This is a genomic window from Pantoea sp. S62, assembly GCF_016658625.1.
Lineage (GTDB): Bacteria > Pseudomonadota > Gammaproteobacteria > Enterobacterales > Enterobacteriaceae > Pantoea > Pantoea vagans.
Genome location: NZ_JACVVI010000005.1, coordinates 27640 through 52248, shown reverse-complemented (window position 1 = coordinate 52248; position 24609 = coordinate 27640). Strand labels below are relative to the sequence as shown.

23 protein-coding genes are annotated in these 24609 nt (G+C 56.7%); 8 read left to right on the top strand and 15 right to left on the bottom strand.

The window, feature by feature from the left end; all coding sequences use genetic code 11:
- Window positions 1-114: 114 nt before the first annotated feature.
- The 7 genes from IBT54_RS09335 to proB form a co-directional block, all read right to left on the bottom strand.
- Entirely contained in the window at window positions 115-408 is a 294-nt protein-coding gene (locus IBT54_RS09335) for a hypothetical protein (RefSeq protein ID WP_013356913.1), read from the bottom strand.
- On the bottom strand, window positions 405-752 hold the full coding sequence (locus IBT54_RS09330; protein WP_013356912.1) for a hypothetical protein: 348 nt from the start codon (window positions 750-752) through the stop codon (window positions 405-407). Before IBT54_RS09330 ends, IBT54_RS09335 begins: the two co-directional genes overlap by 4 nt.
- The gene (locus IBT54_RS09325) at window positions 749-1216 is read right to left on the bottom strand and encodes a glycoside hydrolase family protein (RefSeq protein WP_201252057.1); all 468 of its coding nucleotides are present in this window, start codon (window positions 1214-1216) and stop codon (window positions 749-751) included. Before IBT54_RS09325 ends, IBT54_RS09330 begins: the two co-directional genes overlap by 4 nt.
- 204 nt (window positions 1217-1420) lie before the next feature.
- A complete protein-coding gene (locus IBT54_RS25455; protein WP_033731690.1) occupies window positions 1421-1699 on the bottom strand; it encodes a hypothetical protein in 279 nt (92 codons plus the stop codon).
- Between the two features lie 422 nt (window positions 1700-2121).
- Window positions 2122-2853 (bottom strand): S24 family peptidase, encoded by a 732-nt coding sequence (locus tag IBT54_RS09320; protein WP_013356910.1) that lies wholly within the window; start codon window positions 2851-2853, stop codon window positions 2122-2124.
- A 360-nt stretch (window positions 2854-3213) separates the two neighbouring features.
- On the bottom strand, window positions 3214-4467 hold the full coding sequence (gene proA / locus IBT54_RS09315) for a glutamate-5-semialdehyde dehydrogenase (RefSeq protein ID WP_201252056.1): 1254 nt from the start codon (window positions 4465-4467) through the stop codon (window positions 3214-3216).
- 10 nt (window positions 4468-4477) lie between these two features.
- Window positions 4478-5581, bottom strand: coding sequence for a glutamate 5-kinase (gene proB / locus IBT54_RS09310; protein WP_013356908.1), 1104 nt, complete (start codon window positions 5579-5581; stop codon window positions 4478-4480).
- Between the two features lie 238 nt (window positions 5582-5819).
- Here proB and ompC point away from each other — a divergent pair, with 238 nt between their 5' ends.
- Window positions 5820-6932 carry a porin OmpC gene (gene ompC, locus IBT54_RS09305; protein ID WP_013356907.1) on the top strand — a complete coding sequence of 371 codons (1113 nt, stop codon included), beginning with the start codon at window positions 5820-5822 and terminating at the stop codon, window positions 6930-6932.
- Window positions 6933-7270: 338 nt separating this feature from the next.
- Here ompC and crl read toward each other — a convergent pair whose 3' ends face one another.
- From crl to gpt, 3 genes are all read right to left on the bottom strand, one after another.
- Entirely contained in the window at window positions 7271-7672 is a 402-nt protein-coding gene (gene crl, locus IBT54_RS09300) for a sigma factor-binding protein Crl (protein ID WP_013356906.1), read from the bottom strand.
- Window positions 7673-7803: 131 nt separating this feature from the next.
- Entirely contained in the window at window positions 7804-9051 is a 1248-nt protein-coding gene (gene frsA / locus IBT54_RS09295; protein ID WP_201252055.1) for an esterase FrsA, read from the bottom strand.
- 115 nt (window positions 9052-9166) lie between these two features.
- On the bottom strand, window positions 9167-9625 hold the full coding sequence (gene gpt / locus IBT54_RS09290; RefSeq protein WP_003851171.1) for a xanthine phosphoribosyltransferase: 459 nt from the start codon (window positions 9623-9625) through the stop codon (window positions 9167-9169).
- Between the two features lie 254 nt (window positions 9626-9879).
- On the opposite strand from gpt, the gene pepD reads away from it, so the two are divergent.
- The 4 genes from pepD (at window position 9880) to IBT54_RS09270 (ending at window position 15194) form a co-directional block, all read left to right on the top strand.
- On the top strand, window positions 9880-11337 hold the full coding sequence (gene pepD / locus IBT54_RS09285; protein ID WP_201252054.1) for a beta-Ala-His dipeptidase: 1458 nt from the start codon (window positions 9880-9882) through the stop codon (window positions 11335-11337).
- A 260-nt stretch (window positions 11338-11597) separates the two neighbouring features.
- Window positions 11598-13103, top strand: a complete 1506-nt coding sequence (locus tag IBT54_RS09280; protein ID WP_201252053.1) for a sugar ABC transporter ATP-binding protein — start codon at window positions 11598-11600, stop codon at window positions 13101-13103.
- Window positions 13100-14101 (top strand): ABC transporter permease, encoded by a 1002-nt coding sequence (locus tag IBT54_RS09275; protein ID WP_201252052.1) that lies wholly within the window; start codon window positions 13100-13102, stop codon window positions 14099-14101. Before IBT54_RS09280 ends, IBT54_RS09275 begins: the two co-directional genes overlap by 4 nt.
- A 25-nt stretch (window positions 14102-14126) precedes the next feature.
- Window positions 14127-15194, top strand: a complete 1068-nt coding sequence (locus IBT54_RS09270) for a sugar ABC transporter substrate-binding protein (protein WP_147788595.1) — start codon at window positions 14127-14129, stop codon at window positions 15192-15194.
- A 36-nt stretch (window positions 15195-15230) separates the two neighbouring features.
- Here the strand turns inward: IBT54_RS09270 and dinB are convergent, their stop codons facing one another.
- Window positions 15231-16286 (bottom strand): DNA polymerase IV, encoded by a 1056-nt coding sequence (dinB, locus tag IBT54_RS09265; RefSeq protein ID WP_033781980.1) that lies wholly within the window; start codon window positions 16284-16286, stop codon window positions 15231-15233.
- A 244-nt stretch (window positions 16287-16530) separates the two neighbouring features.
- Here dinB and dpaA point away from each other — a divergent pair, with 244 nt between their 5' ends.
- Window positions 16531-17274, top strand: coding sequence for a peptidoglycan meso-diaminopimelic acid protein amidase (gene dpaA, locus IBT54_RS09260; RefSeq protein ID WP_013356898.1), 744 nt, complete (start codon window positions 16531-16533; stop codon window positions 17272-17274).
- On the opposite strand, the gene IBT54_RS09255 is transcribed toward dpaA, so the two are convergent.
- Together IBT54_RS09255 and lpcA are read right to left on the bottom strand one after the other, a co-directional pair.
- Window positions 17245-18012 (bottom strand): class II glutamine amidotransferase, encoded by a 768-nt coding sequence (locus tag IBT54_RS09255; RefSeq protein WP_013356897.1) that lies wholly within the window; start codon window positions 18010-18012, stop codon window positions 17245-17247. The genes dpaA and IBT54_RS09255 overlap by 30 nt on opposite strands.
- A 51-nt stretch (window positions 18013-18063) precedes the next feature.
- The gene (lpcA, locus tag IBT54_RS09250) at window positions 18064-18642 is read right to left on the bottom strand and encodes a D-sedoheptulose 7-phosphate isomerase (RefSeq protein WP_013356896.1); all 579 of its coding nucleotides are present in this window, start codon (window positions 18640-18642) and stop codon (window positions 18064-18066) included.
- A 253-nt stretch (window positions 18643-18895) separates the two neighbouring features.
- On the opposite strand from lpcA, the gene fadE reads away from it, so the two are divergent.
- Window positions 18896-21346 carry an acyl-CoA dehydrogenase FadE gene (gene fadE, locus IBT54_RS09245; RefSeq protein ID WP_201252051.1) on the top strand — a complete coding sequence of 817 codons (2451 nt, stop codon included), beginning with the start codon at window positions 18896-18898 and terminating at the stop codon, window positions 21344-21346.
- Window positions 21347-21666: 320 nt separating this feature from the next.
- Here fadE and mtnK read toward each other — a convergent pair whose 3' ends face one another.
- Window positions 21667-22866 (bottom strand): S-methyl-5-thioribose kinase, encoded by a 1200-nt coding sequence (gene mtnK / locus IBT54_RS09240; RefSeq protein ID WP_201252050.1) that lies wholly within the window; start codon window positions 22864-22866, stop codon window positions 21667-21669.
- A 121-nt stretch (window positions 22867-22987) separates the two neighbouring features.
- On the opposite strand from mtnK, the gene mtnA reads away from it, so the two are divergent.
- Window positions 22988-24010, top strand: a complete 1023-nt coding sequence (gene mtnA, locus IBT54_RS09235) for an S-methyl-5-thioribose-1-phosphate isomerase (RefSeq protein WP_201252049.1) — start codon at window positions 22988-22990, stop codon at window positions 24008-24010.
- Window positions 24011-24065: 55 nt separating this feature from the next.
- Here mtnA and IBT54_RS09230 read toward each other — a convergent pair whose 3' ends face one another.
- Window positions 24066-24608: an acireductone dioxygenase gene (locus IBT54_RS09230; protein WP_013356892.1), complete on the bottom strand. Its 543-nt coding sequence runs from the start codon at window positions 24606-24608 to the stop codon at window positions 24066-24068.
- Window position 24609 lies beyond the last annotated feature (1 nt).

Sequence of the window (24609 nt, the reverse complement as noted above, 5' to 3'; positions counted from 1 at the left end):
TCGTTGTGGGTGTTGATGGCGCGCACTGTCCTGACGTCCATTTTTTGCGCGTCATCGCCGTAGGTATAAAGAGGGGAAAAAAGTACGCAGGCAGAGTCGGTGATCGCCACCGGCTCAGGGTTTGTGGTATTTCGACTGCTGCAGCTTGTCGCGAGCAGCAGCGTCATCAAGGCTATGGTTGTCAGTCGCCACACGGTTAGCCTCCTCGCGGTTATGTTGTTGTTGTTGCGCCACTGCGCTGACGCGGGACGCCTCTTGTTGCGCGTTTGCGACGTCAGATCGCGCTTTTTGCTGCACTTTGCCGATTTTCCTGCCGCCGAAATAACTGGCGCCCAGTGCCGCAATGATGCCGGCCAGTGCAGCAAGCCAGTGCCAGCTGCCGCCCAGTAAAGTGGTAATCAGCGTCATGGTTTCGCTCCTTCCGTTTGCTCTTTCGCGTTAAGCAGATTTTTCTGACGAACAAATTGTGCAATCACGCCCATCGCCACCATGAACGCCCCCACAAACCCCAGGTAGTTGTGTGGCAGAATCGATTTCACGTCCTCCGGCAGCACGTTCCAGGCATCAACGGCGGCAGAAGGGAATGACTGTGCCCAGGCGCTGAGCATGGATCCCAGCGACGCGAGCCAGACGGACCAGGTTTTGAAGAGCAGGCGGGCATGAGAGACAAACTGCAGGGTGGTGAAGCGCTGCAACAGCAGCAGGATGATGATCGCCGTCAGTACGGCGACGAGAAACATGAGCCATCTCATAGCAGCCCCCTGTAAACCGCATAGGTTCCGCTGCGCATCATCTCCGCATGACGCCGGGCGCGGCCCGGTGTCTGGCGGGCCCAGAGGCTGTTCATCATCGCTTCAGCTGCCTCATTGAATTGTTCAGCAGCGATGGCGGTGAGCATGTTTTTGAACTGCATAACGCCTTCGACGCCCAGCTGATAGGTCATGCTCAGCAACACATCCGTGCGGGCGTCATTGCACTTCGCCAGCGCGTTACGCAGCAGATCCCTGCCCTGCATCTCCTGAACTTTGTTTTCAAGAATGCACTGCTTCCAGACATCCCCGACGCGCCGTGGCACGCGGAAAGTGTAATTACTCAGCGATGCCCCCTTAGGCCCGATGCGGATACCGCCCGCGACCGTGGGAAAGCCCAGCGTGTCGAGGTAAGGCGTGTCGACATATCCCTCTTCAAAATTCAGTACTGCAATTATCTGGCTCATAACGACTCCTTAATGACGGGTTAAAGCAATTCACCATTGTGAAAAGAAATACATAACGCCTGCTGATCATTACCCGTTCAGGCGCGGCAAGAGGCCTGACTGACCCTGCAGCAAAACTGAACAGTAATTCAGCAAATTGCATCCAGTGAGAGCTGGAGATAACGAAGAGTTAGCCGGAACGGAAATGCACGCTTTCTTCGCGCTTCAGCTCACGGCGTAGAGGTGAACATGCGGAAGACAGCAATTGTCGAAACTGGGTGTTTCCTGACTGGTGACGCGGGGTGCAGTGATTGCGCGATCAACGCGCGGGGCGACCTGACGCTGGCAGATTTGCTCTGCACGTCTCAGGACGGGGGGTTCAGTTGGGAAGTTCAGGGCCTGGTCGATGCTCTGAGTCAGGCTGCTGAGAGGTTGGCGCCGCCGATGGCGACGAGTACGTGCGTTGCCCACAAAAACGCTTTTGCCATAGTGAATTATCGCCATAACTCCTCCTGTGAATGAGTCTTTGGCGATGGGGTGGCAGGCGCGAGCTTTCGGTGATCCGAACGGGCCCGAATGACGTGTATCGCGCTCGCACGCTCGCCGCCCGGCTGCGTTAGCAGCCAGGTGGAAAGTAAGCGAGGGGAAATAAACGGCATCTGACGACGCTGCATTTTGCGCATCCACCCCATCCCAAAGTTCACTGACTTTTGGGTGGTATGATTCGCGCTTGTGCAGCGCCTCAATTGTTTAAGAGCGGCTCATCCGTGAAAGAACTGCTTCGTTCATCCATATCCAAATTATTAACAGGTTCTTATGCTTTATCAAACACTGTTGGTTAATTTTTTATTTACTGCTGGTTAAATTTATGAATTTATGCCGATTATTTTTTTGCAGCCTGTCTGAGAAAGGCGGCAAAAGCGGCCTTAGCCGAGGATCTGATAGTGACGCGCCTGACTCATGATCACTTTTGCCAGGACCTTCAGGCTGGTAACGTCGTCGTGATTGAGATACCAGGTTTCATAGCGTTTATTATCTGAAATTACAGCAATTTTCTTATGCTGCAGCTGCAGACGCTTGAGATAGAGTTGCTCATCGAGGGTAAAAATATAGATGCCATCACCGTCGAACATCCGCACGCTGATATCCACAAACAGCTGATCGCGCGGTGCAAAGGTGTCAGCCATAGAGTCGCTATTGATGGCAATTAACCGGATGTTCTCCGCCGGCCGCCCGTTGAATAGCACCCGCGCCTCATCCAGACCATATTCGATCGCCTGGATGGTCTCTACAAACTCATCACGCGCGGGCAGACCCGCAGCGCTTCGCTGCCCGATATCAAGGCTATCCACCCGAAACACATTCTTATGGCCGGTAAACGTACTCAGCGTTACCGGGTCTGCGGGTTGTTCCATACCGTATTGCAGCCACTCTACCCTGACTCCCAGCAGCTGGCTGAGCGCCAGTAAATTGCCGCCATCAGGCACTGACTGCGCGTTAAACCACTTCCACACTCCTGGTGTTGAAATCTTACAGCCCTGCTGCTGCAGGGCTCTGGCAACCTGTTTGTTTCGTCCATGTCCGACAATGCCGGCACTCTCACAGGCCGCTATCAGCCTGGTGGTGAAAGCTTGTCTTGTACTTTCTTTTTTAACCATTAGTTAATAATCAGCCATAGAAGAGATACTGGATGTTATTTTCATTATTGCTACCAGTTCATTTTATATTACCGCTCGTTTACTACCTAACCGCTTTATCAAGCATTTCTAATTATCATTATCCGCTCCGGCCTGCAGCTGAACAAAAAATATTGCCTCAGGCCGCATACAGCCCCGCCTTTCAGGAATGTTCCGTAAGAAATTGCGTGAAATTCAGCCAGCATAACGGGCAACGGTGACAGGATCGGAATGAAAATTGATCAGATGGGCAGAAAACTCTATCTTTCACTGGACCGGAAAGCCGGGCTAAAAAAAACGGGAGTCTCTGAAAGACTCCCGTTTTGTTAAAAATTATCGTAGCTATGACCGGAGCGTGTCGTCGCCCCAGGCAATCCATTTATAGGTGGTCAGCGCCTCTAATCCCATTGGGCCGCGTGCATGCAGCTTCTGGGTACTGACCGCCACTTCGGCACCCAGGCCAAACTGCCCGCCATCGGTGAAGCGGGTGCTGGCGTTAACATAGACTGCTGAGGAGTCGACCTGACGAACAAACCGCGCGGCGTTGCGGGTATCGCGGGTCAGGATGGCATCCGAGTGCTGCGTGCCGTGCGTACGGATGTGATCGATCGCCTCATCCATATCCGCCACTAATTTGACGTTAAGGTCCAGCGACAGCCACTCATCATTGTACTGCTGAGGATTAACCTGGATGACCGAAGCCGGGCCCTGCTGCAGCTGCGCCAGCACGTTGCTGTCAGCATGCAGCGCGATGCCTTCCTGCGCCATACGCGCGCTGAAAGCGGGCAGGAAACGTTCGGCCATCGCCTGATCCACCAGCAGCGTTTCCAGCGAGTTACAGGCGCTGGGACGCTGTTTTTTGGCGTTGACGAGCAGATCAAGCGCCGGTTCAATCTCCATCGTCTCATCAATGTAGATGTGACAGACGCCGATGCCGCCGGTAATCACCGGGATAGTGGAGTTTTCCCGGCACAGCTTGTGCAGCCCGGCTCCGCCACGCGGAATGAGCATATCGACGTAGCGATCCAGCTTCAGCAGCTGATTCACCAGCTCGCGATCCGGATTTTCAATCGCCTGCACGATAGCCGTCGGCAGACCGTGCTGTTTCAGCGCGTTCTGGATCACCCGGACGGTGGCCGCATTGGTGCGCCAGGTCTCTTTGCCGCCACGCAGAATGGCGGCGTTGCCGGTTTTCAGACACAGGCTGGCGACATCAACCGTGACGTTAGGACGCGCCTCATAAATGACTGCAACAACGCCCAGCGGCACGCGACGGCGTTCAATACGCAGTCCGCTGTCGAGCTGACCGCCGTCGATTAACTGTCCCACCGGATCGGCCAGCTGACAGACCTGACGCACATCGCTGGCGATGCTGGCGAGGCGTTGCGGGTTGAGTGTCAGCCGGTCTAACAGCGCGGCACTCATGCCGTTCTGACGCGCATCGGCTAAATCCAGCTCGTTAGCAGCCAGAATGTCTGCGCTCTCCGCCTCAAGGCGGTCAGCAATGGTCATCAGAACCTGATTCTTCTCAGCCGTCGACAGATCGGCCACGGTATACGCTGCGGCACGCGCCGCTTTTCCCATCTCTTCAAGCATTGTCCGCTCCTTAACTGACGATCATGTCGTCGCGGTGAACGGCCACCGGGCCATATTCATATCCCAGAATTTCGCTGATCTGCTGGCTGTGATGGCCGGCTATCATGCGCATCGCATCACTGTTGTAACGAGAAACACCGTGAGCAATATCCCGGCCCTGCAGGCTGCGGATGCGGATCACTTCACCGCGCGAGAAATTTCCCTGAATAGCACGGATGCCCTTGGGCAGCAGCGAACTGCCGCGTTCAATGATGGCCGCCAGTGCCCCGTCATCGACGGTGAGTTCGCCCGCCGGTGGCGCACCGAAAATCCAGCGTTTACGGTTCTCCAGCGGCGATTGCTGTGCATGGAATCGCGTACCAACCGGCTTACCGTCAATCACATCGCTGATCACACCGCTGCGACTGCCCGAGGCGATAATCACGTCTATTCCGGCGCGGCAGGCAACATCCGCCGCCTGAAGCTTGGTCGACATACCGCCGGTGCCGAGACCGGATACGCTGTCACCCGCGAGCGCGCGTAACGCATCATCGATCACGTGGACGTCGCTGATCAGCTCAGCGTCAGGATTGTTGCGCGGATCGGCGGTAAACAGACCCTGCTGATCGGTCAGCAGCAGCAGCTTGTCGGCACCGCCGAGCATCGCCGCCAGCGCCGAAAGATTGTCGTTGTCGCCCACTTTGATTTCAGCGGTAGCAACCGCATCGTTCTCGTTGATCACCGGCACAATGTGGTTATCCAGCAACGCGCGCAGCGTATCGCGGGCATTCAGGAAACGTTCGCGATCTTCCATGTCGGCACGGGTCAGCAGCATCTGACCAATATGGATGCCATAGATGGAGAATAACTGTTCCCACAGCTGAATCAGACGGCTCTGCCCCACCGCAGCCAGCAGCTGCTTTGAGGCGATGGTGGGTGGCAGTTCGGGGTAGCCCAGATGTTCGCGTCCGGCGGCCATCGCGCCAGAAGTGACGATCACAATGCGGTGGCCTGCGGCATGCTGCTGCGCACACTGACGAACCAGTTCCACCATGTGCGCCCGATTTAACCGGCGAGAGCCGCCGGTAAGAACGCTGGTACCCAACTTGACCACTAAGGTCTGACTGCCACTCATATTTCCTGCCGTAGTGAAAAATTTTTACGAAAGGACGTTTTAACAGGAGTCGATACGGAAGCCAACAGCCAGCGGGGGAAAAGCACGAATTTACGCGGACAAGGCGGTAGACCAAAAGTTCAGCATTAACAAGAAATCCGGAAAAGTGTCATAAAAAGTTCATCACGGACGGGTAAAAAGTCGGTGTTTTACAAAAACTTTCGTTTTTTTACGGCGTTCACATTGGGATTGATAGCAAATGAAGAAAAGCACACTGGCCATGATCGTCTCCACGCTGACGCTGGCTTCTGCCGCGCACGCTGCCGAAATCTATAACAAAGACGGCAACAAACTGGATTTATACGGCAAAGTTAAAGCTGAGCACTACATCAGCGATAATGCCAGCGCAGACGGTGACAAGTCTTATACCCGTATCGGCTTTAAAGGCCAGACGCAGATTAATGACCTGATGACCGGTTACGGTCAGTGGGAATATCAGTACAACGTTAATAACTCTGAAGGCAGCGACGCCAATAACGGCAACAAGACCCGCCTGGGTTTTGCTGGCCTGAAATTCTCGCAGTATGGTTCGGTGGATTATGGCCGTAACTATGGCGTGCTGTATGACGTTGAAGCCTGGACCGACGTGTTCCCGGAATTCGGTGGGGACGGCACGGCCCGTTCCGATAACTTTATGACCCAGCGCGCCACCGGCGTCGCCACTTACCGCAACAACAACTTCTTTGGTCTGGTCGATGGCCTGAAATTTGCGCTGCAGTATCAGGGCAAGAACGACGCCACCAGCGCCAACAGCCGTACTGACATTAACCGCCAGAACGGCGACGGCTACGGTGCTTCATTGGGCTATGCGCTGGGTGATAGCGGCGTGAGCCTGATGAGTGCCATCACCTCATCTGACCGCACCAACCAGCAGCAGGCGCGCGCCTATGGCGGCGGTGACCGCGCAGATTCCTGGGGCGCAGGGGTGAAGTATGATGCCAACAGCGTTTACCTGGCGGCGATTTACACCGATACCCGCAACATGACGCCAATCAGCGGCACCAACCGTAATACCGGCGCTGCCGTCGCGGGCGCAGCCAACAAAGCGCAGAACATCGAACTGGTGGCGCAGTATCAGTTTGATTTCGGCCTGCGTCCTTCTATTGGCTATGTGCAGACCAAAGGCAAAGATATTGAAAACGGTATCGGTGATGCAGATCTGGTGAAATATATCGATGTGGGTGCAACCTACTACTTCAACAAAAACATGTCCGCCTTCGTGGATTACAAAATCAACCAGCTGGATGATGACAACGCGCTGTCGATCAACAACGACGACATTGTGGCAATGGGTGTGACTTACCAGTTCTGATTTGAGGCTCGAAAACCGGGCGGATTTGGATCTGGCAGCAACGCATAAATTCAACACGCAGGGAACACGGTCAGAAGAGGAAAGCGTCCCACGCCACGGACAAAAACGCCGGGAGCGTTTTTGAACAACGCAAAGCGTTGGCCCGTTTACGGACGCACCTCAGGGATGAGGTGCGTAATCGCGTGAGCAGAGCGTGCCATGGATGGCGGCTTTTGCGTCTTTCCGATCTGACCGTGTTCTCTGCGAAAACTCGATCTAACAGCGGGCCAGACTTCAACAAAAATGGCGAGTTTTTAAACTCGCCATTTTTTTCGTCTTTATTTTACTGAACTACCTAATCAGGCGCTCAGCTTCACCGGTTTCTCATCGAAGTCGCTGGCCGGGATAAGATCCAGCTCTAACTCCTTCAGCATCGCTTTCAGGCGGGTATGGAAATTCCGTAAGGTCTCTTCCACACGTGCCGTGTTCTCTTTGCCTTTGATGTTTGCCACCGACCAGTCGCCCTCTTTATCGAACAGACCGATATGGTAGACATAGGTAAAGTGGTCAGCCTGCGCTTCCAGCTCCATCCACCAGCCCCAGAACTCACGCAGTTCCGGCGCCGGTTTCACATTGACGCAGGCAGCCAGACAGTCGAAGAAGAACCGGGTTTCGCCACATTTCCCATCGCGAATATAAGGCCCAAGCTCGGTAAAACGCTTAAGCAGGCGACTGCGGGGATGACCACTTGGTAACGTCATGCTGATTCTCCATAGGTTTTGACCGCTATACAGCCTTGATTTCCGGGCGGCCCGATTACGTCATAAGCCTTTATAAGGCCGCCCGGAAGAATTCCGCTACTAGTTGTAGCAAATACTGTAAATTTTGCCAGTTACCTTTTTAAACGCTTCTCCAGCCAGTCGCAAATCTCATTCAGCGCCTTGTCGAAACTGGCCATCATCGGCTTCACCGGAATCAGCAGCGCTTTGCCGTCTGACGACGAGTTAGCGATCAGCTTGCTCTCTTCTTCCGGACTGAAAAGATCGTTCTGCCAGTAACCCGACAGCATCGGTGTCGGCGTCCGGCGGCCCAGCAATCCCTGGGTTTTAAGCGAATAACGATTGAGTTCGGTGCGCAGTGCGCTGTCGGAAGCGGTCGCCATGCCTAACCGGCTTGCCAGCATATCCATATACATATCCGGGATCTCATCCTGCAACGCCGTCTGCGTCAGCAGCGCATGCACAATCGGGCCAAGACAGGCGACGCCGCGCAGCCGCTGCGATTCCAGATAGGCCAGCCGCACCGCCACGTTCGCGCCAAAGCGATAGCCAAACGCCGCCACACGGGTATGGTCAACCCAGGGCACGTTTTTCAGATCGCGCAACACCTGCTGATGCAGAAAACTGGTGTCCTGATTCAGCGTCCATTTCACCGAGTTACCCACCGACGGCACATCAATGGTCAGCATCGCAATGCCGCGCGGGGCAAGATAGTCATGGAACAGGCGGTAATGATCGCTCTGTAACGAGTCGAGCGCGCCGCAGAACAGCACGGTGGGATAAGGCGCTTCGACATCCGGTGGTATGTGCAGAAAGCCGCTAACCGGACTGCCGCCCGTGATGGCAAACGTCAGGGATTTCAGTTCGCCCGGCAACCGCTGAGTGGCCTCTTCATAGGCGCGATTGGCCAGCGTCTGTGCCTGGTCAGCCAGCTCATCGCCTTTTATATAGGGATAAGCGGCAACGCTATAGAGGTGCGCCGCGTGCAGCCAGTAGTCACCCGCCTCGCTGTCGTCGGTCGCCTCCAGCGCTTTCTGCTGCCAGATGCCTGCCTGTCTGCACCATTCAAAATGCCAGTTACCGCTGCGGAAACCGATTACCGTATCGAGCAGCGTCTCATCGGTATGTTCAACGTTACTGATGGCAATACGCGCCAGCACTTCACTGATCTCCTGCGGCGTCAGGCCGCGCCATGTCCACATCAGCTTGTTCAGCATGCGATACCAGCCACGCTGGCTGTCACCATCCAGGGCTGAGTGGATATCCGGGGTAGCGTGATGCTGGCGGCGAACCAGGGAAGAGGTTTCAGGATGCTTAAAGCGCGGCTTGAATAGCTCCTCGCTGAGATTTTTGCTCGACATACTCACTTCTCCTGCAACAGAACGGCGATGGCTAAGTGTACTGTACGGCAATTCGGGGTGCGAGGCTCAGAAAGCACAACGCCCGGAAAACCGGGCGTTGTCTGATGTGTATCAATCAGTTTTTTACAATCGGCGGAATGTAGACCACGCCCATATCCCACGGCTGCTCAATCCAGGTATCCTGCGGAATATCGACAATATAATCATCAACCAGTGAGCGACCAGCGGGTTTCGCGAAAATGGTGCAGAAACGCGCTTTCGGGTACATCTCGCGAATCGCCTGAGCGGTGCCGCCGGTATCCACCAGGTCATCGATCACGATAAAGCCTTCACCGTCGCCTTCCGCACGCTTCAGCACTTTCATTTCGCGCTGATGATCGTGGTCATAGCTGGAGATGCAGACGGTATCAACGTAGCGGATACCCAGTTCACGTGCCAGCAGCGAAGCCGGTACCAGACCGCCGCGGCTCACCGCGATAATGCCTGTCCACTGTTCAACAGGAAGCAGGCGCTGGGCCAGTTTACGGGCATGAATCTGAAGCATGTCCCAGGTAACGACGTATTTTTCGCTCATAAAATAGAAATCCCAGCCAACCGAGGTGGCGTAAAAATGTGCAACGGGGGAAAGGTTGCGCGAGATTATAAGGAGTTGACGCACTAAAAACCAGCACCCGCGCGCTGGTTGCGGCTTTTTAGCGCGTCTGAGAGCGCACCCGGTAAAAAACAGTGATATTCTCAGGCCTGGCTCGTCAGATTCTCTGACGGCGATTTTTCACTGGAAACTCGCGATGTCCGGCCTCGCCGGTACACTGACACAGGAGACCTGTCGTGTCTGAATTGTCTCAACTCTCTCCACAGCCACTGTGGGATATTTTCGCTAAGATCTGCTCTATTCCCCATCCCTCTTTTCACGAAGAAGCGCTGGCGAACTACATCACCGGCTGGGCTAAAGAGCAGGGCTTCTGGTGTGAGCGCGATCAGGTCGGCAACATCCTGATTCGTAAGCCCGCCACCGCAGGCATGGAAAACCGTACCCTGGTTGCGCTGCAGGCGCATCTGGACATGGTGCCGCAGAAAAATAACGACACCGTGCATGACTTCACCAAAGACCCGATTCAGCCCTGGATTGACGGCGAGTGGGTAAAAGCACGCGGCACCACGCTGGGCGCGGACAACGGCATCGGTATGGCTTCTGCGCTGGCGGTGCTGGCTGACAACAGCCTGACGCATGGCCCGCTGGAAGTGCTGCTGACCATGACCGAAGAGACTGGCATGGATGGCGCGTTCGGTCTGCAACCCAACTGGCTGCAGGCTGAAATCCTGATCAACACCGACTCCGAAGAAGAAGGTGAGATCTACATGGGTTGTGCAGGCGGTATCGACTTCGTCTCTACCCTGCCACTGACCCGCGAAGCCGTGCCTGCTGAGTTCCAGACCCTGAAGCTGACGCTGAAGGGACTGCGTGGCGGTCACTCCGGTGCCGACATTCATATGGGCCTCGGCAACGCCAACAAACTGCTGGCACGCTTCCTGGCGGCACTCGCGGCTGAACTGGATCTGCGTCTGCTGGCGTTCAGCGGCGGTACGCTGCGCAACGCGATTCCGCGTGAAGCCTTTGCTACTGTGGCGGTCGAGAGTCACAAAGCGGATGCGCTGAAATCCGCAGCGGCGCACTTCCTGAGCGCCATCAAAAACGAGCATGGCGTTAAAGAGCCAAACATCGCACTGGTCACCGAGCCGCTGGCGCATCAGGGTAATGCCCTGAGCACTGACAGCCGCGATCGCTTCCTGAATCTGCTGAACAGCACGCCAAACGGCGTGATCCGCAATTCAGACGTGGCGAAAGGTGTGGTCGAAACCTCACTGAATATCGGTGTGGTGACGATGGAAGATGACCACGCAGAGATCAACTGCCTGATCCGTTCGCTGATCGACACCGGCCGCGATTATGTGGTGCAGATGCTGACCTCGCTGGGCCAGCTGGCGGGCGCGCAGACCAAAGCGAAAGGCGGCTACCCAGGCTGGCAGCCGGATGCGGACTCTGCCATCATGGCACTGACCCGTCAGACCTATATCGCGCTGTTTGATAAGACCCCGAACATTCAGGTGATTCACGCCGGTCTGGAGTGTGGTCTGTTCAAAAAGCCTTATCCGGATATGGATATGGTCTCGATTGGGCCGACCATCACCGGGCCGCACTCGCCGGATGAGCAGGTTCACATCGAAAGCGTTGGTCTTTACTGGAAATTACTGACCACCCTGCTGAATGTGGTGCCAGAAAAGTAATTCTGTCACAAAAAAAGTAAACCAGGCTCCGGCCTGGTTTTTTTATGCCTGTCACTTATCCCCAGCATAATTCGCTGCCTTTTCCGCGCTTTACCCCGCTATTCCGCCACGTTCCCGCGCTTCGCTGGTCACAGCCGCCGTTATGTCCGGATGTCTGGATGGCTAATAAGATTTCGTGCTAGCTTATGCGCTTTCGGCTGTTGCCGCGCCTTAAGGTTCAGGAAAAAATGCGGCCAGTGATTCTTCAGGAGAGTAATGACATGCCAGGGTTAAACCGCCTTGAGATGCGTAACATCTCCATCGCTTTTGGCGGGTTTGCCGCGCTATCGTCGGTGGATTTCCGCAGTGACGGCCATTCGGTTCATGCCCTGACCGGCGCGAACGGCGCGGGTAAATCTACCCTGATGGCGATCCTTTCCGGCGCGCACAGCCACTACAGCGGCGAAATCCTGCTGGATGGTGAACCGGTCTCCATCCGCACGCCGCGTGATGCAAAACAGCTGGGTATCCATCTGGTTCAGCAGGAAGTGGATGTGGCGCTGGTGCCGCAGCTCAGCGTGGCAGAAAACATTCTGCTGGATCGGCTGGCAGAACCCGGCCAGCGCTATCGCTGGGGTGAGATCCGCCGTCAGGCGCGGGCGCTGCTGACGCAACTCGACGTGGCACTGGACGTCAACCGGCTGGTAGAGCGCTGCACCCTGGCGGAAAAACAGCAAATTCTGCTGGCGCGGGCGCTGTCGCACCACTGCCGCTTCCTGATTCTGGATGAACCCACTGCCCCGCTGGATCAGCACGAAAGCGAACGGCTGTTTGCCGTGGTGCGTCGTCTGCAGGCCAGTGGGATCGGCGTGGTGTTCATCTCTCACCGCATCCATGAACTGAAAGCCATCTGCGACCAGCTGACGGTGCTGCGTGATGGCCGGTTGATCGAAACCGGCCCGATGGCGGCGCTGAGCGGCGAGCAGATCGTGGAGAAGATGCTGGGCCACCAGCTCACCGATATCTTCCCGGCCCGTCGTGAACAGCAGACACAGCCGCTGCTGCTGGCGGTGGAAGGACTGCACGATGAGCAGCTGCTGCAGGATATCTCGCTGCGGCTGCACAAAGGGGAAATTCTGGGCATCGCCGGACTGGCCGGTGCCGGCAAAACCGAACTCTGCAAGGCGCTGTTTGGTGCCAGCAAAAGCCGCGTCAGTCGCGGTGAACTGCACGGTCAGCCGTGGCAGCCGCGCTCGCCGCACGACTCCGTCAGTCGCCGCATGGCGCTGGTGCCGGAAGAGCGGCGCAAAGAGGGGATCTTTATCGATGAGTCGGTGGCGATGAACCTTAGCGTCAGCGCCGACGACAGCTTTTCGCGCTGGAGCCTGTTCGGGCATCGCCAGGCGTGGCGCTGGGCGGAGCAGGTTATCCGGCAGTTGCAGGTGCGCACCACCGGCCCGGCACAGACACTGCGGCGTCTCTCAGGCGGCAACCAGCAGAAGGTGGCGATTGGCAAATGGCTGCGCAACAACGCTGACGTGCTGATTTTCGATGAGCCGACCAAAGGCGTCGATATCAAAGCCAAAACCGAGCTGTTCACCCTGATCGACAACCTGGCGCGCGAGGGTAAAGGCATCATCTACGCGTCGGGTGAATTTTCTGAACTGGTCGGCTTATGCGACCGGATTTGCGTGCTCTGGGATGGACGTATTGTGGCCGAACTGGCCTCACGCGACGTCACCGAAGAGACGCTTTTGCTCTATTCCACCGGAGGAACCCCTGCGTGAGCAGCAAAGAAACCATCCTGAACCTGACGGCCGCGCCGTGGCGTCACCAGTTGTTCGACTTTCTCTATAAATGGGGCATGTTACTCACGGTGGTGATCCTGATCGCTGCCTTTGGCCTGGCCTCTGACAGCTTCCTTGAGCCCAACAACATCATCAACATTCTGCGATCGATTGCGATTGTGACGGTGATTGCGATCGGCGTGTCCATCTCGCTGACCGTGGGCGGCTTTGATCTGTCGGTCGGCTCGACCGCCTCGCTCGCCAATGCGTTAGTGATTTCGCTGTTTGTCTGGTACGGCTTCGGCACGACCACCGCAATCCTGATTACCCTGGCGCTCTGCACCCTGGTCGGGCTGTTCAACGCCTTTCTGATTGTGATCCTGCGCATCCCCGATATGTTGGCGACGCTGGCAACCCTATTTGTGATTCAGGGTGTGGCGATGACCTACAGCTTTGGCGGGTCGATCACCGAGAACATGGTGCTGCCGAGCGGTGATATGGCGGAAGGCACTATTCCGGCCGCGTTTGGCCTGCTGGGTCAGGTGCCGACCATCGTCATCATTATGCTAGTGGTGACCGTTGCCGCACAGCTGGCGCTATCTCTGACTAAGCATGGCCGCCGCATGTATGCGCTGGGCGGTAATCCGGAAGCGGCGCGCCTCTCGGGCATCCGTACCACCCGCTACCGGGTGCTGGCTTATGTGATCGCCTCACTGCTCGCCGGTCTGGGCGGCATCCTGCTTGCTTCACGTATCGGTTCATCGCAGGTCAATGCCGGCAGCGGCTACCTGATGGATGCGGTCGCGGCGGCGTGGATTGGCTTTTCGCTGGCCGGTTCCGGCAAGCCCAACGCGCTGGGCACGCTGGTCGGCGCGGTTATCCTCGGCGTGCTGCAGAACGGCCTGGTGATGCTCTCTGTGCCCTACTACGCCATGGACATTATTAAAGGACTGGTGCTGGCGTTAGCACTGGCGATTACCTATATCCAGCGCCGCTGAGGCGCGTTTACCGGAGTTGATAACAATGCAAAAAATAACACTCTCGCTGCTGGCCCTGAGCCTGCTGAACGCCAGCGCCGCCTTCGCGGACACCGTCACCCCGGTGCCTGCGGCAATCGCCAGCCATGATGGCCTGATTCGTATTGCGGTGATCCGCAACCTCGGCTCCGATGACAACACCACCCAGTTTGTTGCCGGTGCCATACAGCAGGGTCGCCAGCTGGGCTTTAAGGTCAGCACCTTTCTCAGCAACGGCGATGATGCGCGCTTTCAGGATTTCGTGAATCAGGCGATCAGCCAGAAATATGACGGCATCGTGCTGTCGCACGGCAAAGCGCCCTACGCCAGCGGACTGGTAAAGCGTATCGCCGATGCCGGTATTAAGCTGTCCGTGTTTGATACCCCGGTGGATAACCCGATTCCTGGCGTCACCGTCACTGCGCAGGATGATGCTTCGCTGGCGCAGCTGTCGCTAGGTCAGCTTATCCACGACTTCAACGGTAAGGCGAACATCGTCAAGCTGTGGGTCGCCGGTTTCCCGCCGATGGAACGCCGTCAGGTCGTGTATGAAAAACTGCTGAAAGAGAATCCGGGCATTCACCAGCTGGAGTCGATTGGCGCCGTCTCTACGGACGTTCAGGGCGACACCGCCAACAAGATTGGCGCGATTCTGGCGAAATACCCGAAAGGCAAAATCGATGCCATCTGGGGCGCCTGGGATGCGTTCAGTCAGGGTGCTTACAAGGCGCTGCAGGAGAATGGTCGTACCGAGATTAAGCTCTACAGCATCGACGTCTCGAACCAGGATTTGCAGCTGATGCGCGAGAAAAACAGCCCATGGGTGCAGACGGTGGCGGTCGATCCTAAAACCATCGGCGCGGTGAATATGCGTCTGGTGGCGAAGAAGATTGCCGGTGAAGAGACGCCAGCGACGTATCAGTTTAAAGCCGCGTCGATCTCTCAGCAGCAGCTCAACAGTCAGCCTGGCGCGGTGAACGTTGCCTCGCTGAACAAGATCATTCCGGGCTGGGGCGGCAATGAAGATTTCATCGCACCGTGGTTTGCGACCCTTGAGGCGAAATACAAGAAGTAATCCGGCGTCAGCCTTGCCGACTGGTGAGGCTGACCGTTACAGACCCAGCAGCAGCTGACGCTCCAGCTGGGGATCCACCATGGTGACATGCAGTCCCACCAGCCGCACGCCACGCCCGGCGCGACGCTCATCCCAGGTTTTCCGGGCGATGGCAATCATGTCCTCTTTATTCAGCACCGGCCAGATATGCTCCTGGGTCGTCTGCTGAAAATCGCTGAACTTCAGTTTCACGCCCTGCCGCGCCACCTGCTTGTCCGGTCGAATCTGCGTCAGCCGGCGATCCAGTTCAGCATAGAGAAAGTCGATAATCTCCAGGCAGGCGTCCCAGTCGCTGATATCTTCCGCCAGCGTGCGTTCCACCCCCAGTGATTTACGCTCGCGCTCGACGATCACCTCACGATCATCAATGCCGTTGCTGCGTTCCCACAGCACCCGGCCAAACTTACCAAAGCGCTTCAGCAGCAGCGCTAAATCAGCCTTCTGTACGTCGCCACAGGTGACCAGCCCCATCTCCTCCAGCTTTTTGGCCGAGACCTTGCCGACACCGGGAATTTTCGCCAGCGGCAGGGACAGCAGAAAACCGGCCATCTCCGGCGGGGTAATTACATACTGTCCGTCCGGCTTATTCAGGTCCGAGGCGATCTTCGCCAGAAACTTAATTGGCGCGATACCCGCTGACGCGGTAAGCCCGGTTTCACGGAAGATGGTCGCACGGATTTCCTGTGCCATCAGCGTGGCGGAGCCGTGACAGTGCGGACTGTCGGTGACATCCAGATAGGCTTCATCAAGGGAGAGCGGTTCAATCCGCGGTGTGTAGCGGGTAAAGATGTCGCGAATCTGCGCGGACGCTTCTTTGTAGGCGTCGAAACGACCTGGCAGCAGGCGCAGATGCGGGCATAACTTGAGGGCCATGCCGGTTGGCATCGCACTGCGCACGCCAAATTTGCGGGCCGGATAGTTGGCAGTGCTGATCACGCCACGGCGTTCGCGGCTGCCGCCAATGGCGATCGGGATATCGCGCAGCTGGGGATTATCACGCATCTCCACCGCGGCATAGAAGCAGTCCATATCGACATGAATGATTTTACGCATACCCCCTCCGGCACTGGATAAGTATACAGTTGGCAGGGGTAACTGCAATATTTGTCGGGCCCACAATTAAAGTTTACAAATTTGTGGCCGAATATCTTTCAGTAAATCGCGAATCTGGCTGTCGGCGTCTTGCTAAAAAAACAGACAATGTTTAATGTTGCGCTGCGGTAGCGGACAGTTCCGATAATGCAAACAAAGACGCACATTTTGCGTCATGTTCTCTTCACCTCAAGGTATACACAGCATGGGCAAAATCGCACTCCTGTTTGCGATGATTTTACTGCCAGCCCTCAGCATGGCAATGACACCCGAACCCGTCTCAGCGGCACCGGTCAGCAAAGAATTAAAAAAGCAGTTACTCGGCACCCCGGTCTACATCCAGATCTTCAAGGAAGAACGCACGCTCGAACTCTACGGCAAAATCGGTAACGAATTCCGCCTGCTGGATACCTATCGCATCTGTAACTTTTCTGGCGGCCTCGGCCCGAAACGTCGTGAAGGCGATTTCAAAAGCCCGGAAGGTTTTTACAACGTGAAGCTGAATCAGCTGAAGCCGGATAGCCGCTTTTATCGCGCGATCAACATCGGCTTCCCGAATCAGTACGATCGTAATCAGGGGTATAGCGGCAACTACCTGATGATTCATGGCGACTGTAAGTCAATTGGCTGCTATGCCATGACGAACGCCTATATGGATGAGATTTTTACCTATGTGAACGCGGCGCTGCGTAACGGTCAGCAGGATGTTGGCATCAGCATCTATCCGTTCCGCATGACCGACAGCAACATGCAGCGTCACCGCTACTCCAGCGACGCCAGTTTCTGGCAGCAGTTGCAGCCGGGCTATGCGTACTTTGCGAAATATCACCAGCCGCCGATGGTCAATGTTGCCAGCGGGAAATATGTGATGAACAGCAGCCCGGCACCGGTGTTAGCCAGTCCCGAAGCCGCTTCACGTTCATTCCTGGCGCTCTCCAAGGCAGAATAACGCCCATTCACCTGGCGCAATCCGCTGCCAGGTTTCATTGGCCGTCAGTGGCTGCGTAGCAATCACCGTCACCACGTCATGCGGCGTGGTGTGCTGCTGAAAATCCACCTCCACATCCTGATCCAGTAATTGCGCCCGGCCAAACGGTGCCCGGCGGGTGATCCAGAACAGATTGGTGGAGCAGAAGGCCATCAGATAGCGGCCATCTGACAGCAGCATGTTAAACACGCCCTTCTGCCGCAACGAACCGGCCAGCTCTCCGATAAAACGAAACACCGCAGGCCAGTTGCCCGGCGTGCGTGGATAGCGCGTCGCCAGCTGATGCAGGATCCAGCAGAACGCCTTCTCACTGTCCGTTTCACCCACCGGCCGGAATGTACCGGTCTCCAGCTGACGATAGCCCTTAAGCTGACCGTTGTGCGCATAGGTCCAGTTTCGCCCCCACAGCTCGCGAGTAAACGGATGGGTGTTTTCCAGCGACACCTGACCACGATTCGCCTGGCGGATGTGCGCCACCACCGAATGCGATTTGATCGGATACTCCTGCACCAGACGCGCAATCGGCGAGTTAAAGCTCGGCAGCGGATCTTTAAACGTACGACAACCTTTATCTTCGTAAAAGGTAATGCCCCAGCCATCTTTGTGAGGCCCGGTTCCACCGCCACGCTGAACCAGTCCGGTAAAGCTGAAACAGATATCCGTGGGAACATTGGCGCTCATCCCGAGCAATTCGCACATAGCCACCACCTCTGATTTTGAGGCCTCCCGTCAGGCGGGAGGCCCACGCTGTTACTTCACCATCTCTTTTTCGATCAGCAGCATCAGGATATGGATCACTTTAATGTGGATCTCCTGAATGCGATCGGCATAACCAAAGTGTGGCACGCGGATTTCAATATCGGCACTGCCTGCCATCTTACCGCCATCTTTACCGGTCAGGGTGATCACTTTCATCCCCTGCGCACGTGCAGCTTCAATCGCTTTAATAATATTGGCAGAGTTCCCGGAGGTTGAGAGGCCCAGCAACACATCGCCTGGTCGTCCTACCGCTTCCACATAGCGCGAAAAGACATAGTCATAACCAAAGTCATTACTGACGCAGGAGAGATGGCTGACATCTGAGATGGCAATCGCCGGATAGCCAGGACGATTTTCACGGTAGCGACCGGTCAGCTCTTCGGCGAAGTGCATGGCATCACAATGTGAACCGCCGTTACCGCAGGAAAGCACCTTGCCGCCCGCCTTGAAGCTGTCAGCCAGCAGCACCGCAGCACGTTGGATCGCATGAATATTGGCGTCATCGCTGAGGAATTTTGTCAGCGTATCAGCAGCTTCATTAAGCTCAGAGCGGATGATGTCCTGGTACATAGGGATGTCCTTTTTTAGGAGAGGTTAATCGCAGCAAGTTTAACGGAATGGCCGGTCAGCGCAAAGCGTCATGCCATGTCCGGCCAGGCAGTGGCGGCGATTAACATTGCCACAGTTGATGCAAAAATGGGCTAAAAACGGTTTTTGTGAGGCAGGTTGTAATTGCGATGTAAACAAATTGATAAATCCCGCCAACTACTCTAAACCTCTCTACACAACAGGTCAGACCTCTTACTTCCTGGAGCGGTTCATCATGATAATTGTTTCAATATTTGCCACGCTGGCGCTGATTGGCGCTCTGTTCTATCACCGCCTGTCGTTACGGCTCAGCAGCGCAATCCTGTTGCTGTGGACTGCCGCGATGGCTGTTGCTCACCTCTGGACGCCGTGGCTGCTGCTGCCGCTGGCGATCGTCCTGCTGCCATTTAACCTGCCGTCACTGCGCCGCAGCCTGTTTTCAAAACCGATCTTTCAGCGCTTCCAGAAGGTGATGCCGCCGATGTCGCGCACCGAGAAAGAAGCGATTGATGCGGGCACCACCTGGTGGGAAGGCGATCTGTTCCAGGGCAAACCGGACTGGCAGAAGCTGCACAGCTATCCACAGCCGCGCCTCACCGCCGAAGAGCAGGCTTTTCTTGATGGCCCGGTCGAAGAAGCGTGCCGCATGGCTAACGATTTCCAGATCACCCACGAGCTGGCCGATATGCCGCCGGAACTCTGGGCCTATCTGAAAGAGCATCGTTTCTTCGCGATGATCATTAAGAAAGAGTATGGCGGACTCGATTTCTCCGCCTATGCGCAGGCCTGTGTGTTGCAAAAACTGTCTGGCGTCTCCGGGATTCTGGCGATTACCGTGGGCGTGCCTAACTCACTGGGTCCGGGCGAATTGCTGCAGCATTACGGCACCGAAGAGCAGAAAAATCACTATTTACCGCGGCTGGCACGCGGCGATGAGATCCCCTGCTTTGCGCTGACCAGCCCGGAAGCGGGTTCAGATGCCGGCGCAATCCCCGATACCGGCGTCGTCTGCATGGGTGAATGGAAGGGTCAGCAGGTGCTGGGCATGCGCCTGACCTGGAACAAGCGCTACATCACGCTGGCACCGATCGCCACCGTGCTGGGCCTGGCGTTTAAACTCTCTGACCCGGAGCATCTGCTCAGCGACAACGAGAATCCTGGCATTACCTGTGCGCTGATCCCAACGAATACCCCCGGCGTGGAAATTGGCCATCGCCACTTCCCGCTTAACGTACCATTCCAGAACGGCCCAACGCGCGGCAATAATATCTTTGTACCGATTGACTATATTATCGGCGGGCCGGAAATGGCCGGACAGGGCTGGCGGATGCTGGTGGAGTGTCTGTCAGTGGGCCGCGGCATTACGCTGCCCTCGAACTCAACCGGCAGCCTGAAAAGTGTGGCGCTGGCGACAGGGGCCTATGCCCATATCCGCCGTCAGTTCCGGGTTTCAATCGGTAAGATGGAAGGGATTGAAGAGCCGCTGGCGCGCATCGCCGGTAACGCTTACGTGATGGATGCGGCAGCGACGCTAATTACCGCCGGGATTATGCAGGGTGAAAAACCGGCGGTGCTGTCGGCGATTGTGAAATATCACTGCACCCATCGCGGCCAGCGCGCCATTATCGACGCCATGGATATTGCGGGCGGTAAAGGCATCATGCTCGGCAACAGCAACTTCCTGGCCCGTGCCTATCAGGGCGCACCGATCGCTATCACGGTGGAAGGCGCTAACATTCTGACCCGCAGCATGATTATCTTCGGACAGGGCGCGATTCGCTGCCATCCTTATGTGCTGCAGGAGATGGCAGCCGCCGCCAGCAACGATGTGAACGCGTTTGATCACGCGCTGTTCAGCCATATCGGTTATGTGGGCAGCAGCACCCTGCGCAGTCTGTGGCTGGGCTTAACCGCCGGACGTACCAGCGCCAGCCCGACCCGCGATGGCACCCGCCGTTATTACCAGCACCTGAACCGCATCAGTGCCAATCTGGCGTTGCTCTCTGATGTGTCGATGGCGGTACTGGGCGGCAGCCTGAAACGTCGCGAGCGTATCTCGGCGCGTCTGGGCGATGTGCTGAGCCAGCTCTATCTCGCTTCCGCGACGCTGAAACGCTATGACGATGAAGGCCGTAACGAAGCCGATCTGCCGCTGGTTCACTGGGGCGTGCAGGATGCGCTGCATCAGGCGGAAGTGGCTATCGACGATCTGCTGCGTAACTTCCCCAACCGTCTGGTGGCGGGCGCATTGCGGATGACCATTTTTGCTGGCGGTCATCACTGCCCTGCGCCATCTGATCGCCTGGATCATCAACTGGCAAAAATGCTGCAACAGCCGTCAGCTACCCGTAGCCGTCTGGGCCGTGGCATGTACCTGACGCCGAGCGAGCACAACCCTGCCGGTCAGCTGGAACAGGCGCTGCAGGATGTGATGGCGGCAGAAGTGATTCATGACAGGCTGTGCAAACAGACGAAGCAGCATCTCTCCTTTACCCGGCTGGATGCGCTGGCGAAGCGCGCGCTGGAGCAGGGCTGGATTGATGCTAAAGAGGCGGATGTGTTGCAGCGTGCTGAAGCCAGTCGTCTGCGGTCGATTAACGTTGATGAGTTTGAGCCGGAGGCACTGGCAGTACCGATGCCGGAGAAAGCCCCTCAGCCTGCGTCACGGGCGAGTGAGGCGGCATAGGATTAGCGTCTGCTCAGGGAGCATACGCCCTCCGTAAAGACGCAAAAACGCCATCCATGGCATGCTCAGCGCGGGCCATCCATGGCCCGCGATGCTTTACTCCAGGCGTATGCTCCCATCGCTTGAAGTTCAGCGCTCTTCATCAGGAGGGCGACACTATGCCAAATCAGGGGAAATCTGACCGCAATGATTAAGCCCAAAGCGCAGGGAACAGGGTCAGAAAAGGAAAGCATCCCGTGCTACGGGCAGGGCGAGCAAGGGAGGGCGTATGCTCCCTGAGCCAGTACTGTTTTTAGAGGCCGACATCACGTCGGCCTTTTTTATCCCGCCTGACGGATACGGGCAATCAGCGCATCCACATCTTCTACGTGATCGGCGGCCAGAATCAGCGTGCGTCCCAGGTTAATCGCATTACGGATGCAGTCGATACGCATCGCCGGATCGGCAATCAGCTTCATATCCGCTACATGTGACATCCCCACCGTGCGGCGAATCAGTTCCGTGCCGCAGTAACCGATGGTATCGGCCCACACTTTACGCAGAAACGCCGCCGCATAGCCTGGATAAGCCATCGCCTCATCGCGGGTTTTCTCAGCTGCCAGCGCCAGGAAGCCTGACGCAAAGGTCGTCCAGAGGGTGTGAACATCGCTGAGGCGCTGTTCACGTGCATCGGCGGCTTCACGCGGAGGCAGCAGCCCCGGCAGACCACAGTAGTTAATCAGCAGATTGCCGATAGCAGTGCCAATATCAAACCCGATGGGGCCAAAATAGCCAAATTCTGCATCAATCGCTTTCAGACTGCCGTCCGCAACGAAAATTGAGCCACTGTGAATATCGCCATGCAGCAAGGCTTCAGCATGGGCAAAGAAGCGATGTTTAAGGCCGCCCACCGCAATGCGTAACGCATCATCATCACGCAGGCTGGCGACCAGCGGCTCAAGCGCCGCGGGATAGCTGTTGCGCTCATGGTTGGTGTAGGGATCGTTGAAGAAAAGATCTTCGGTGATTTCACACATTTCCGGATTAATAAAACGCGCCACTTCCGCTTTTTTCTGATGTGGATGCAGGATGAAATCGGAGGTATGGAACAGAGTCTGCGCCAGATAGTCGCCTAGCTGCTGCGCCGCTTCCGGATAATACACGCCCTTCACCAGCTCGCCGCGCCAGATGCGATGGCTGGAAAGATCTTCCATCACCATCACTGCCAGCTCCGCATCATAATGGGTGATCTTCACCGTGTGCTGCGGACAATACTTGTAGTGCTCGACCAGGGTCTGCGCTTCCAGCCGCGCCCGATCCAGCGTCAGCGGCCAGGACTCCCCCACGCAGCGCACATAGGGCAGTGCCTGCTTGACGATAACGCGACTATTGCCCTGATCGTCATAAATCTTAAACACCAGGTTAAGGTTGCCATCACCAATCTCTTCTGCGCTGCTCAGCGCGGCAGGATTGTCCACGCCGCCAAATTGTCGGGCATACTCCACAGCATCAGCAGCAGTAAAGGTACGGTATTGCGACATTGCCTGTTCCTCATCGTTCGAAGGGGGTCACTCAGGTGTAATAAGCCGTTCAGACGTCTATACATCCGTTCAGCATGTTGGCACAATACGCATCATTAACGCAACATGGATTTCACCCACAATGCAGACACTTCAAACCACCAGTTTACAGGTTCGTGACAATCAGCTCTGGATTCTGGATCAGCAGGCGCTGCCGCAGCAGAAAAACTGGCTGCCTGCGCACAGCGTGCCTCAGCTGGTTGAACATATTCATGCGCTGCGGGTGCGCGGTGCGCCGCTGATTGGTCTCTCCGCTTCGCTGTTGCTGGCGCTGCTGGCAGAACAGGGACTGACGCGCGCTGAACTGGCACAGGCGCTGGAGACGCTGCGCGCCGCCCGCCCTACTGCCGTCAACCTGATGAACAACCTGGATCGGATGAAAGTGGCGCTGGCTCAGCCGGACTTTGTCCCCGCGCTGGTTGAAGAAGCCTGGCGGCTGGTGCAGGAGGATAAGCAACTGTGCGACGCCATCGCAGACGCAGGTTGCACACTCGTAAAACCCAACAGCCAGTTGCTGACCCACTGCAATACCGGCGGGCTGGCCACTGCTGGCGTGGGCACCGCGCTGGGCGTTATTGCCCGCGCCCATCAGCAGGGGCTGGTTAAGAATGTCTGGGTGGATGAAACCCGCCCGCTGCTACAGGGTGGCCGGTTGACCGCCTGGGAGCTGGGCGAACTGGCGGTTCCTTACACGCTGATCACCGATTCCATGGCTGCCAGCCTGATGGCCCGTGGCGAGGTGGATGCGGTGTGGGTTGGCGCTGACCGCATTGCCGCCAACGGCGATGTCGCCAATAAGATTGGCACCTACAGCATGGCCGTGCTGGCGCATTATCATCAGATTCCATTTTACGTGGCGGCTCCCCATACCACGCTGGATCGCAGCTGTCCTGACGGCGCAGCGATTCCCATCGAGCAGCGCGCCGCCAGCGAAGTGACAGGCGTGGCCGGCAGTTTTGGCAGCGTACAGTGGGCACCGGAAGCGGCGAAGGTTTACAACCCGGCGTTCGATGTCACGCCTGCCGCCCTGATCAGCGGCTGGGTACTGGATACCGGCGTGGTCACGCTTGACCAGGTACAGAACGGCATCTTCCAGCCGCAGTAACGCGCTGCGAGGCGTTTGCCGCTGATGGCAGACGCCTCGCACATCGGCTGAAAGATTACGCCAGACGCGGATAGGCATCCGCGATCTTGTCGCCGGTAAAGTTCGCTACCCAGCCTTCCTGATTATCGAAAATCCGAATCGCCGTGAAGTGCGGTGACGATCCCATATCGAACCAGTGCGGGGTGCCCGCGGGCACCGAGATCAGATCATTTTTCTCGCACAGGATCTGCAGGATCTCGCCATCCAGATGCAGGCAGAACAGCCCGGCCCCCTCGACAAAGAAACGCACCTCATCTTCGCCGTGCGTATGCTCATTGAGAAACTTCTCGCGCAGCACGGTTTTCTGCGGATTGTCGGCACGCATGCTGATCACGTCCCAGCTCTGATAGCCCTTCTCCGCCACCAGCCGATCGATCGCATGCTGATAGGCGTTGATCACCGTTTCGGCATCCGGGTTTTCACCCAAATCGCGATCGGCTTCCCAGCGTTCAAAACGGACGCCTTTAGCATTCAGACGGTCACGAATCGCTTCTGCGTCGGTGCTGTACCACACCGGCTGGCTGGCTTCGCGGTCGGTAAAAATAGTCAGTGCGCTCATC